11 protein-coding genes and 1 pseudogene are annotated in these 11,420 nt (G+C 67.7%); 7 read left to right on the top strand and 5 right to left on the bottom strand.

Annotation, left to right across the window (positions count from 1 at the left end; translation table 11 throughout):
- The first annotated feature begins 151 nt into the window (after window positions 1-151).
- Complete coding sequence (locus ACFW2E_RS29185) at window positions 152-700, top strand: hypothetical protein (RefSeq protein WP_384470057.1); 549 nt, start codon at window positions 152-154, stop codon at window positions 698-700.
- 536 nt (window positions 701-1,236) lie between these two features.
- Here the strand turns inward: ACFW2E_RS29185 and infA are convergent.
- The 3 genes from infA to ACFW2E_RS29170 all read right to left on the bottom strand — a co-directional run bounded on the left by infA (window position 1,237) and on the right by ACFW2E_RS29170 (window position 4,224).
- Window positions 1,237-1,461, bottom strand: coding sequence for a translation initiation factor IF-1 (gene infA, locus ACFW2E_RS29180; RefSeq protein WP_384470056.1), 225 nt, complete (start codon window positions 1,459-1,461; stop codon window positions 1,237-1,239).
- 63 nt (window positions 1,462-1,524) lie between these two features.
- On the bottom strand, window positions 1,525-2,322 hold the full coding sequence (locus ACFW2E_RS29175) for a GNAT family N-acetyltransferase (RefSeq protein WP_384470055.1): 798 nt from the start codon (window positions 2,320-2,322) through the stop codon (window positions 1,525-1,527).
- 618 nt (window positions 2,323-2,940) lie between these two features.
- A complete protein-coding gene (locus ACFW2E_RS29170; protein WP_384470054.1) occupies window positions 2,941-4,224 on the bottom strand; it encodes a vanadium-dependent haloperoxidase in 1,284 nt (427 codons plus the stop codon).
- A 946-nt stretch (window positions 4,225-5,170) separates the two neighbouring features.
- On the opposite strand from ACFW2E_RS29170, the gene ACFW2E_RS29165 reads away from it, so the two are divergent.
- From ACFW2E_RS29165 to ACFW2E_RS29155, 3 genes and pseudogenes are all read left to right on the top strand, one after another.
- Complete coding sequence (locus ACFW2E_RS29165) at window positions 5,171-5,740, top strand: winged helix-turn-helix domain-containing protein (RefSeq protein ID WP_384470053.1); 570 nt, start codon at window positions 5,171-5,173, stop codon at window positions 5,738-5,740.
- 13 nt (window positions 5,741-5,753) lie between these two features.
- Window positions 5,754-6,983, top strand: a complete 1,230-nt coding sequence (locus ACFW2E_RS29160; RefSeq protein ID WP_384470052.1) for an acyl-CoA dehydrogenase family protein — start codon at window positions 5,754-5,756, stop codon at window positions 6,981-6,983.
- Window positions 6,984-7,248: 265 nt separating this feature from the next.
- Window positions 7,249-7,464 (top strand): annotated as a pseudogene (locus tag ACFW2E_RS29155) (IS110 family transposase); the annotation flags it as partial.
- On the opposite strand, the gene ACFW2E_RS29150 reads toward ACFW2E_RS29155, so the two are convergent.
- Entirely contained in the window at window positions 7,457-7,642 is a 186-nt protein-coding gene (locus ACFW2E_RS29150; protein ID WP_384470051.1) for a hypothetical protein, read from the bottom strand. The pseudogene ACFW2E_RS29155 and the gene ACFW2E_RS29150 sit on opposite strands and share 8 nt — an antisense overlap.
- Before the next feature lie 275 nt (window positions 7,643-7,917).
- On the opposite strand from ACFW2E_RS29150, the gene ACFW2E_RS29145 reads away from it, so the two are divergent.
- The 3 genes from ACFW2E_RS29145 to ACFW2E_RS29135 all read left to right on the top strand — a co-directional run bounded on the left by ACFW2E_RS29145 (window position 7,918) and on the right by ACFW2E_RS29135 (window position 9,950).
- Complete coding sequence (locus ACFW2E_RS29145) at window positions 7,918-8,376, top strand: RrF2 family transcriptional regulator (RefSeq protein WP_384470050.1); 459 nt, start codon at window positions 7,918-7,920, stop codon at window positions 8,374-8,376.
- A gap of 133 nt (window positions 8,377-8,509) precedes the next feature.
- Window positions 8,510-8,617: a putative leader peptide gene (locus ACFW2E_RS29140; RefSeq protein ID WP_384470049.1), complete on the top strand. Its 108-nt coding sequence runs from the start codon at window positions 8,510-8,512 to the stop codon at window positions 8,615-8,617.
- A gap of 226 nt (window positions 8,618-8,843) precedes the next feature.
- Window positions 8,844-9,950: an aliphatic sulfonate ABC transporter substrate-binding protein gene (locus tag ACFW2E_RS29135; protein ID WP_384470048.1), complete on the top strand. Its 1,107-nt coding sequence runs from the start codon at window positions 8,844-8,846 to the stop codon at window positions 9,948-9,950.
- Window positions 9,951-10,316: 366 nt separating this feature from the next.
- Here ACFW2E_RS29135 and ACFW2E_RS29130 read toward each other — a convergent pair whose 3' ends face one another.
- Window positions 10,317-11,051, bottom strand: a complete 735-nt coding sequence (locus ACFW2E_RS29130; RefSeq protein ID WP_384470047.1) for a calcium-binding protein — start codon at window positions 11,049-11,051, stop codon at window positions 10,317-10,319.
- Window positions 11,052-11,420 lie beyond the last annotated feature (369 nt).

Here is an 11,420-nt window from a genome sequence, read left to right as displayed (position 1 = left end):
CCTCACGGCCGCTCGCGTCGTCGTCCACCGCCTGCCGCATCATCACAACCCACTTTGGCGGGAATGGTATCGGCCGCCTCCGATCACCCCCGCCCTGCCTGTGTGCGGTCTCTTCGACCGCACCTATCTCTCTTGGGTTCAAGGAGACATCATGCACACTGCAATGCCGCTCCGCCGCGTCGCCCACGGGCTCGGCGCATTCCTCGGCGCCGCACTCCTATGCGCCACCGCCGCCACCGCCCAAGCAGGAGCCGTCCCGGCCGGCCAGTCCGCCCCGGAGGCCTCGGTATCCCCGGTGACCTGTGGCAATCACACCAACTACTTCCGGATCTGGACCAAATACCTCGGTTTCCCCGCTTGTTTCCACTCCACCGGCTTCAAGTCCTTCTCGCCGACTTGGACCTCGTACGGAATCTGCGCCGGCGCCTACTCCGGGTACGTCGACTACATCGTCGACGGCGTAGAGATCGGCGACCAGTTCACCGCTGGCAACTGCATCGACTGGTCGAGGACCTACGGCACGGTCGAGGTCGTCGGTTTCAAGCTCGCAGGGGTCCCCGCCGCGCACGATGCCCCGAATCTCATCGCGTATGCCGGGCCGGTCCCGGTGATGCGGCTGGCCGAACGGCGCCGGGCTTCACACCGGGAGCGGAAGAAGGTGAAGCTGACCGGGGCGCAGAACAGCGCGAGTGCGCAGTAGGGCCGGTTCAAGGGCGCCCGCACGCTGGGTCCCCTGCTCCCCGCCATCCACACCCCCACCTCCCGGCCGGTGATCGCCATCGTGCAGATGCGCCGGAGCAAGGCAGCCGATTCCCGCGGCGCCCCGGATTTCGCCGCCGAGGCCCGGGCCACCGCCCGCCAGGGCGGTGGCACCGGCCTGCGTATCCTCCGCGCGGAGTCCCAGTTCCCCATCTGGCGCTACCTCCGTTCTTCACCGACGGCCCCGCCCAGACCCTCCGGGCCGAGCGGAAGCCCGCCACCAGGCCGTCGTCGAGCAGGTCATCGCCGGCGGCAAAGCCTCCGCCCTGGCCCCACCTGGCCTCGGCGCACTTCCACGTCAACGCCGCCTGGCTGACCCTGCAACGATGAGCCCCTCCCCCTCACACACCTCCCGCGCTCGACCGGCGACACTCCACAGCCGAACCACGGGAGGCGGAAGCACACACCCGCGAAGGCACGCGGCCACGCGCCCCGAGGCCAAGAGCCCCATGCCTCACCGAGGCGGGGGGATCGCGCTCACGTCCGGTACCGGTAGAGGATCCGACCCCGGGTGAGGTCGTACGGGCTCAGTTCCACGAGCACCCGGTCGTACGGGAGGATCCTGATGTAGTTCTTCCGGATCTTCCCGCTGATGTGGGCGAGCACCTTGTGCCCGTTCTGCAGCTCCACCGTGAAGGTGGCGTTGCGCAGGCATTCGACGACGGTTCCCTCCATTTCGAGACCGCCTGACTTTTTCGGCAAATCACTCATTCCTAGAGTCGAGTTCTGTGAAAACGCGGGGACGCGCTGAGATGTGGCGGCGCCTCAAAGGCGCACCAACTCCAGATTTCCGCCCGTGCACCGGGCGCCGACACCCTCGAAGAGCGCGACGGCCGCGGCGTTGGATTCGTCCACTTCGGCCCATGCCGATTCGGCCCCGGAGCGGTGCAGCGAACCCAGCGCGTGGGCCAGCAACGCCCGTGCGATGCCCCGGTGCTGCGCATCGGCCAGGACCGCGATCAGCCCGATCCGCGGCCTTCGGGGGACCGGCGCCACCCGGATCAGCCCCACGTACCGGCCGGACAGTTCCGCGACCGCGTACTTCGACGGGTCTACGATCGTGACCCCAGCAGGGCGGGGCAACACCTCGGCCGGCATCGTCTGCCACCCGACCGTGGCCTCGACCTCGTCGCGAATCGCCCGGTCCAGCACACACAGCCGGTCCTCCTGCGCCTCGCCGGCGGGCACGATCGTCACAGCCGACGGCAGGCGCACCGCATCCAGCCCGGTGACCCGTGGGTCGGTGGGCACGGCGTACTCCCGCTCCCGGCGCCCTATCGTGAAACCAGCCCGCTCCCAACCGGCCTTGACCTCGCGGTCCGTCTCGCCGACCACCACGTACAGCGGGGTCGGCAGGTCCGCCACCATCGCAGCGGCGAGCCGGTCGAAGACCGCGCCCTGCCACGCATCGATGCTGACGAACATCCGCCCGTCTGGCCTGCGCACAGCGTCGCCGCGCCCGGCCTCCCGGTCGTCTTCGACGGCGAGCCACTGCGTCTCCGCGACCCGTGTGATCGTCACCGGGCGCTCCCCCGTACCCGAGGAGAAATGCGATGTGTTCATAGTGATGGCCTTTCAAGAGTGCCTTGTCGGTCGAGGCACTCCCGAGGACACCTACGTCACTCGCGCACCGTGCGGGAAAGGGGGAGCACCCACTTGAGAACAGCGTTCACGGGTCTCACCTCCTAGCGGCCTGTCACGGTGTTCCGCACGCTACCAAGCGGGCGGCGTGCCGCCCAACTCATTTTCCGCGAACGCTCCCCGGCCCCGCCAGGCAACGCGGCTTCTGCGGGCTGTTGGCCTCGACCACGGTCTGGGTGGTCACTTCCTCAGACCAGGGACCGGCTGGGCGGTTCCTGCTTCCCGAAGGGACTCCGAGGCCCTGCGTTAGCTGGCCGGCGACACAGGCTTCCACCCGCCGCTGCTGTCGGCAGTCATCGACGTGAACAACATCCAAAATCGCCCGAGCGCTTCAGAAGCTGAAGGGCGAGCTCGGTGACCTGGCCGGCGAGCGGGTTCGCGCAGCATGCTGCCCCGGTCGGGACGGCGGTCAATCCGTCTGGACTGGGGCAGTGGCGTATTCAGTTGAGGCCGGCACGGTGGGCCACGGTGTCGACGTGGCTTGCGCGGAGGACGAGCAGGCCGGGTTCGCCACTTCGGTGGGTAGGCTGAGATTGGCACTCAGTCACATCGACTGGGCGGAGGAGTCGACTGCTGGGTGGGCGAGACGACGGCCTGCGTGGGACGAAAGAAGCGGGTCAGTGCCCAGGTGCCGATCCGGTCGCCGACCCGGCAACCGGTGATGTCGGCCGTGCGAGTGTGGACACCACCCCACACGCGGGCGTTGATCACGTCCCTGTTGAAGTCGTCTGTGGACTCGTAGAACCTCGTGGTGCCCGTGATCTCAGAGGGCACGCGGAGGTCGAGGCGCGAGGTACCGAGGACACTTGCGGCCGCGCGCATCGCGGCTGCAGCGACGGTCGTGTGGCCGGCTACGTAGTCGGGGTGCGGCGGTGTGAGGAGCAGTGGCTCCCAGGCCGAATCTGCCGCTGTGGCTGGGTTACCGTCGGTATCGGCCAGGCGGATGGCGCTGATCGGCCGCCAGCTGGCGTAGTACAGCTTCGTGTTCCACCCGGTGACGGCAGCATCGGTGGCCGATGCGTTCACTGCGGCAAACAGTCGCGCTGTCTGTGCGATGCCCAGTCTGTGACGTGCAGCGTAGTCCCGGAAGGCGGACTGGAGCTGCGCCGCCAGATTGCCGCTGAAGAAGAGAGCGGTCTGGGTCTGCTCCGGGGTCCTGCTGGGGGCGGTCTTCGCCCCCATGCTCTTCACCTCGTTGACGTCCTGGGCGTATCGGGCCGACGTGAGAGCGGGCGGGCTGCCAGGGCGGAACTGGCTCGGGGAAGTGAGCAGGAGTGGGCGAAGCTTGGCAAGCCAGGTATCGATGAAGGGCTGGAATGTCGGCGGGGTGGGGCGCCAGACACCGGGAACCGGTGGTTTTGTGAACGGTACGTCGGCGAACCGGCCGTCTGCTTTTCGGAGTTCGACGATGCGCTCGGCAGCATGTTTGCCGAAGGTCACGCCCTGGTCTTTCGCCCGGCCGGCGGGAATCGCGGCCAGGGAGTTGGCGTAGGCGCTGTCCAGCCGGGGCTTGAATGCGGGGAAGTAGGTGAGCAAGAGGTCATGCGCGGCTGTTGCGGCAGCCGCTTCGGGGGATGCGGTGGAGGGCCCGCGCTCCGGCCACTTGTACGGGGCGTAACCTCCCGTGATTCCCACCACCGCGTTGTAGACGGCGAGGGAGACGAACCCGTGCCAGATCGTGACCTGCGACGAAGGCCGGGGGCCCAGACTGGCACTGATCGTTTCAGTGGCGATGGCGTTCCAGTCGCGGACCACCGTTGCCTGATCTACGTCGGACGCGGGGCGGGCCGCAGCGGCTGGGCCGACCGTCGCAGTGAGGCCCACGAGGGTGAGCGTCACAGACCCGGTCACGGCTAGGACGCGCGAGCCATGGAATGAACAAATATGAGAGATCCTCAGGCCCACCACGTCTCCGTTGCTGCCGGTTCGAACAGACCGGAACTGCACCGGTCGCCATGAGTCAAGACCAATCGCTGTTGTAGAGGTGTGCAAGTCGACGGCGACAACGGAGTGACTGTGCGACAACCCGTGTTAGCGAGGCCGGGTCGGGTATTCGTGCAATCACGAAATGGACCCGCTGTGCGACCCGTGAGCCAGGCACGAGGCCCAGCCCTTCCGAGGCCAGCGGCCAGGGCTGCCACCGAAACCGCGGGCCGGCGGTTGTGAGGCCGCGGCCGGCAGCCGACCGACCCGTTGCGGACCGGGGCCGCGGGCTTCGCATCGAACGGGTGGGCGGTGACATCCGTCCGGACAGCCAGCACACAGGCGATCTGACGGTCGCGCACCGGTCCTGCCTCCGACGCCCGCATCTGCCTCCCATGGAGAACCTCCTGTCGAGCGCCACTACGACGGAGCTCCGCCCGCGCCCTGCACACCCGCTTGCACCCCCGTTAGGGCTCAGGAGCCATCTGGCCGCGCTCCATGCCCGACTGGAGAGCGACCGTGCCCGAGGCCCGCCCCGGTGATCGGCGGTGACCGGTGAGTCCACCCGCGATGCCGTATTCCCTATATTTCCCATCGATTTACTAGGGAAGCATTGACGACCCGCCCCGCCGGTGCGCAGGATGATGCACATGTCCCACACGCAGCAGCGACTCGTTCGTCGTCGGCATGTCGACTTTGGTCACGTCGTCAGCGCCGCCTGCTGTCGCGTGTAAGGCACGCGGCTCACGCTTTGTGCGTGCCGCTGCGCTCCTTCCCTCTCACCTCAGGCGATCAGGCGAACCCACCCACTGTGCCTGATGCGACGTACTTCCGAAGGACGACCGCCATGACCACGGCACTCCCGGCCCAGGCCACTCCATCGGATTCACCACTCCCCGACATGCCCCATCTCCGCCTCGTGATCGACACCGCGCAGGAAGGCGATGAGGGAAACGGTTCCGCACGCCTCGTCGGCTATCTCGTGCTTGTCCCCGAGGGCACCGACCCCGCCCAGCTCTTCGCCAAGGACGTGCCACAGCCGGAGATCCGACCGGTCGCCTACACGGGCTCACCTCCCGTGCAGCAGATGGGAGACGGCGTCGTCCGCATCGATCCCGCGCAGCATGTCGCAGAACTGAACGGACGCGAACTCAACCTCACCTACTTGGAGTTCGGGCTGCTGGCCCATCTCGTTCTGCACCCCCACCAGGTGCATTCGCGGGAACAGTTGATGGCCGGCATCTGGGGCTACGACCATATCGGCGACGGCCGCACCGTGGACGTCCACGTCGCGCGGCTGCGGCGCAAGCTCGGCACGGCTCACCGGCACCGGATCGTCACCGTGCGGCGCGTGGGCTACAAGTACGTGCCCGACCTGCAAGAGAGCCCCAACACCGCACCTTGCCACCGACCTTGAGGAGACCGCCGCCATGGGCGTTGCCAGTGCGCTGTCCGACCCCGCCTCGGAATCCGACCGGACCGGGCCCGGCCGTGCGCACTGGCTGCGCGTGGCCCGCGAGGCGGCGGACGACCTGGCCACGGACGCGGTGGCCAGGGAGCAGGCAGGCAAGGCCCCGTTCGACGAGGTGTCCTGGCTGCGTGAAGCGGGACTGCTGACGCTCCTCGTACCGGCCGAGCTCGGGGGAGGCGGCGCGGACTGGCCCACGGCCTACACCGTCGTCCGGGAGATCGCCGCCGCCGACGGCGCGATCGGTCAACTCCTCGGCTCTCACTACTTCCTGTCGTGGAGCGCCCGGTTCTTCACCGAGCCCGCCCTCGCCACTCACGTCGAGCGGAAGTCCGCGGCGGAGCAGTGGTGCTGGGGTGGTGGCTTCGCCCGTCAGGAACTGCCCCTGACGCTGGCCGGGAAACCCGGTGGCTATGTGCTCGACGGTCGGCAGAGCTACACCACCGGCGTTCTCGTCGCCGACCGCCTCGCGGTGCGGGCCGTACGAGCCGACACCGGCGAACCACTCGCCGTGGTCGTCGATCCCGCCCATCACGGCGTGAGGATCGACGGCCACGCCGACACCTTCGGCCAGCGGCTCGCGGGCGGCGGCAGCGTGGAGTTCGACGCCGTGCCGGTCGCCGCCCACGACGTACTTGGCTCCCTGTCCGCGGACGAGGACGTCCTCTCCCCCCTGGCTGCTCTCACATCGCCGGTCGGACGTCTCCTCTCCGTCCAACTCCTTCTCGGCATGGCCGAGGGAGTGCTCGCCGAAGCCCGTGACTACAGCAGGGCGGGCCACTCACCCCGGCATCCCGCCTGGCCGGCCGGCCCGCCCCAGGACCCGCAGGTGCTGACCGTCTACGGAGAACTCACCGTCCTCGCCCGATCCGCCTCCGCACTCACCGACCAGGCGCTGGAAGCCGTGCACGACGGCCTGGCACGCGGCGAAGACCTCACCTACGACGAGTACGCGGAGATCTCCGTCCTCGTGGCCATGGCCGAAGCCGCCGCCTCCAGGGCTGCGCAGGAGTCCACCACCCGCGCCCTCGACATCATCGGCCCCCGCTCCGCGTCCTCGCGGCTGGGCTTCGACCGCTTCTGGCGCAACGCGCGGACCCACACCTTGTACCAGCCCGCCGCCCACCGACTCCGCGATGTCGGGGATTACTTCCTCAACGGTGCGCACCCTCCGTTCGTCGTGCCTGTCTGACCGAGAGGCCCCGGACTACGGGATCAGAACTCGGCTCTGGGGAAATTCACCACGCGGACATCAGCCACGTCTTCGAAGGCCCGACGCCCCCTACCTTGGGGGTCATGCCGGAACGTCGGCGCCGAGCCTGACAGCAGCCCAACCCGGGCCGCAGCTCGACTGTCACAGTTACCTCAAGAGCTCTCCGTAACGTGGATGTGGCAGCTCGGTGCCGTGCCAGGACCGGACGAAAGCGTGATGCAGGAGCCTGCACGTGATCGACACCGGCGACATCGCCGCCTACACCGGCCTTGCCCCGGCGTCCCGCAGCCCGGACTCATCGATCCGCGGCGAACAGCCCTCCAGAAGGGGAAACTAGATCACCCAGGGAAAGCACCACACCCAGAGCCTGCTCTGCCTGGCCCGACGCCGGGCCGATGTCCTCTTCGCCACGCTCCGAGACCGAACCTTCTATGAATCCCGGCCAGTGGCGCTCACCTGAGCTCCGGTTCGGCGAGCAGCGCCACTCGGTCGGCCGCGACATCAAAGCCGAGAACCGGGTGAAGCGGATCCGACTCCGCGGTCACCAACACCGGCTCGCCCAGCCGTCGCCCGATCACCCGCAGCAAACAGCACAGCACACCGACGCGCATCTGCCCCTGCAACTCCCGCAGATCCACATCGAAGTGGATCGAGCGGACCTCATACGCCCGAAAGATCCAAGAATCCGGGGACCGGCCAGATCCGCAGCAACGCGTCGGCGCCCTCGCTGCGGGCCAGCATGTCTGCAGTTCGCGGCAGCCGGACCGCGACAGCGTCCTCGGAGTACTCATACGACCACCCCTGCGACCGCACGAGATCAAGCAGCGCCTGCCAGTCCTACACCCGCCGCGGTCTGAGTGCCTCGGCTGCCGGGCAGGGACACCGCACCGAGTCAGTACGGGATAATGCGCACATGCGGATCTCAGCCAGGGCGGACTACGCGGTACGTGCCGCGCTGCAGCTCGCCGCGTCACGGGATGACGGTCCACTGAAGGCCGAGGCCATCGCCGACGCTCAGGACATCCCGCACAAATTCCTCGAAAGCATCCTGAACGACATGCGCCGCGGCGGTCTTGTCCTCAGCCGGCGGGGCGGCAACGGCGGCTACCGGCTGGCCAGGCCTGCCGAGTCCATCAGCATCGCCGACGTCATCCGCACCGTGGAAGGACCGCTGGTCTCGGTGCGTGGGGTCCGCCCCCCGGAGCTGTCCTACACCGGCCCCGCCCAGTCGCTGCTCCCCCTGTGGATCGCGCTGCGGTCCAACGTGCGCGAGATCCTTGAAGGCGTGTCGCTCGCCGACGTCGCGTCGGCCCAGCTGCCGGCCGAGGTGTCCGCATTGGCCAACGCCCCGGACGCCTGGGTAAATCCCTGACACGCTGGGCCACTCACGGCGGATCTCATGACGTGAGCCAGCGACGTCCATCATACGAACAACCCCTTGGGATGGACGCGACGTTCTGCCACGATCCCTATTAGCCAGGTAGGAAAACTAGGGATCTCTGGGGGTGGCCGTGGGAACGCTCGAGCGCGCAGGCCGAGTGCTGCCCCCACTGACCTCGCGTCGTCACATCGACCTCGGTCGTACGTCCAGTGCCATCTGTCGGGCCTTCTGACGCCACAGAACCTGAGTCTCTCCGAATCAGCACTGCTTCCCCGCTCTCTCCGCCCCGTCGGCGGAGCGGACGCCCACGGCTGACCACTCCCCCCACGTTCCACTTCTCATCCCGCGACGCCATGCCTGGCGTCGCCGCTCAAGGAGTGGAGTGTCGGTGCGTGCCGACAAGCAGTCGTCTCACCTCTCGTTCCTCCCTGATCACCCCCTCCTGAAAGGACACGTCCGTGTCTGCCGCGAGACCGCTCACCACCCTGCGCACCATCGCCGTCATAGCCGCGCTTCCCCTTCTGCTCACCGCCTGCGGCTACGGTTCCTCGGCCAAGGACGACGACAAACAGTCCGGGGTCGCGGCGGACGCCAAGAAGCTCTCCGCCGACGAAGTGAAGATCGGCTACTTCCCCAACCTCACGCACGCCACCGCGCTGGTGGGTGTCCAGGAGGGCCTGTTCCAGAAGGAGCTCGGCGGTACCACGATCAAGTCCTCGACCTTCAACGCCGGTCCCTCCGAGATCGAGGCGCTGAACGCAGGGTCCATCGACATCGGCTGGATCGGCCCCTCCCCCGCCATCAACGGCTACACCAAGTCCAACGGCAGGAACCTGCGCATCATCAGCGGTTCCGCCTCCGGCGGCGTGAAGCTGGTCGTCAACCCGAAGAAGATCAAGTCCCTGGAGGACGTCAAGGGCAAGAGGATCGCCACGCCTCAGCTGGGCAACACCCAGGACGTGGCGTTCCTCAACTGGGCTGCCGACCAGGGCTGGAGGATCGACGCAGAGAGCGGCAAGGGCGACGTCTCCGTCGTCCGCACGGACAACAAGATCACGCCGGACGCCTACAAGGCCGGTTCCATCGACGGCGCCTGGGTGCCGGAACCGACCGCATCCAAGCTGGTCGCCGAGGGCGGCAAGGTGCTGCTGGACGAGTCCACACTGTGGCCCGACAAGAAGTTCGTGATCACGAACATCATCGTGTCGCAGAAGTTCCTGAAGGAGCACCCCGACGTCGTCGAGGCCGTGCTGCGCGGCTCGGTGAAGACCAATGGGTGGATCAACGCCAACCCGGAGAAGGCGAAGGCGTCCGCCAACGCGGCACTGGAGAAGCTGTCGGGCAAGGCGCTGCCCGCTGACGTCATCGACCCGGCCTGGAAGTCCATCACCTTCCTCGACGACCCGCTGGCCTCCACCCTCAACACCGAGGCCGAGCACGCGGTCAAGGCCGGTCTCCTGGAGAAGCCCAATCTGAAGGGCATCTACGACCTCACCCCGCTCAGCAAGGTCCTCAAGGCCGAGGGCAAGGACGAGGTCGACGACGCCGGTCTCGGCGCCGAGTAACGACACGTCGAACGACAACCGGCTCCGATGACTTCCCAGGAGGTGACGACCACGGCCACCACGCTCGCCAAGGCTGCCGAGGACACCACGGCGGTGCAGCGCCGCCCGTATCGAGCACGTCTCGAAGTCCTTCCCCGCGCCGGGCACGCCCGGCGGGCAGGGCATGCGGGGATGTCGGGCGTCCACAGAGCGTGGGGCGCCGGTGCGCAACACCGGGCCGGGGACACTGACTTCTCCGTGCGGCCGCCGCAGTGCAACCGGGGGCGGGACACATCGGTCATGCGACCCTCGCCGCCTGCCCTGAAATCGGGCCGGGGGGTGGTGCCGCGCACCCGGGATTGATGGTCGGGCCCGGGCGCGCGACATTCACCGCACGTCGACGTAGTCTCCGGTGGAGGCCTTGGCGCCAGTGGTCGTGGTGCCGGCGAAATTCCACCGCCAATACCCGTCGGTGGAAGCAGTGACCGTGGTCGTCAGAGCGCCGGCGCTGCCGGTGTTCACCGTCTTCACGGTGGTGTAGGTGCTGGTGCCCTTCTTGCGGAACTGGAGCTTGACCGGCTGGCTGGCGTAGCCGTGGTACTGGTAATCGTCCCAGCTCGCGCGCTTGAGCGTACCCGTGACGGTGAGGGTCTTGCCCTTGGTCACCGGCTCCGGAGACGCGTTCGTCGTCAGCGTGCTCGCGCGCTTGAGGGGGAAGGTGTCGATGCGCTCGTCCCATCGGTAGTCGTCGTCGAGAGCGTCCACCCAGGAGCCGACATACCAGGTACCCGCCTGGCTGTTGTCCAGGTCGACCCGGGGGTCGAAGGTGAACGAGTGCGTGCACTCGCTGTCGGTCTCACAAATGGTCTCGTCGTCGGCGTACCCCGCGCCGGGGCCCTCCAGGGTGGTGTCCGCCGAAAGCAGGCCTGAGTCGTCGTAGCCGTAGATCGTCACATCGAAGGTCTTCGCGTACGTGGTGCCGATGACGACAGACGAACCGTTGTTGACGCTCACACCCAGGATCTCGGTGTCGCCGGAGCCGCCGTCGGCATAAGCCGCCGGAGCCACGAAGCCGATGACTCCGAGCGCAGCGGCAATAGACAGCGCTACGCGCTTGCCCATGTGGTGTCTCTCCTTCTTTCAGGTCACGACGCGCACGAGGTGCATCGGTGGCCTTGCAAGCAACCTTGTCGGCACGGTTCTTCCTCGGTTGCTGGCTTTGCGGTTGAGGCCGAGTTCCGTGCCACGGGTCAGGTGGAGAGCAGCGATTTACGCAGAAGGTCGCGCACCGTGCAGCACTCGTGACGATCTTGTGATGAATATGAAAACATGCAGCTAGGAGGTGTCGTTTGCCCCGCAGTACGCGCCATCAGCCGCTCAGGTACAAACCCTGACTCCCCCATCACCCTCGCCCTCACCCGACCGATGGCGAAGCAGTCCTTGCGCCCCCCCCCCGGCGATAACGGCCGGGCGCACCCCGCCCCAGTGCGC

It is taken from the genome of Streptomyces sp. NPDC058964 (assembly GCF_042741275.1).
Lineage (GTDB): Bacteria > Actinomycetota > Actinomycetes > Streptomycetales > Streptomycetaceae > Streptomyces.
This window is presented reverse-complemented; position numbering and strand designations above follow the sequence as displayed.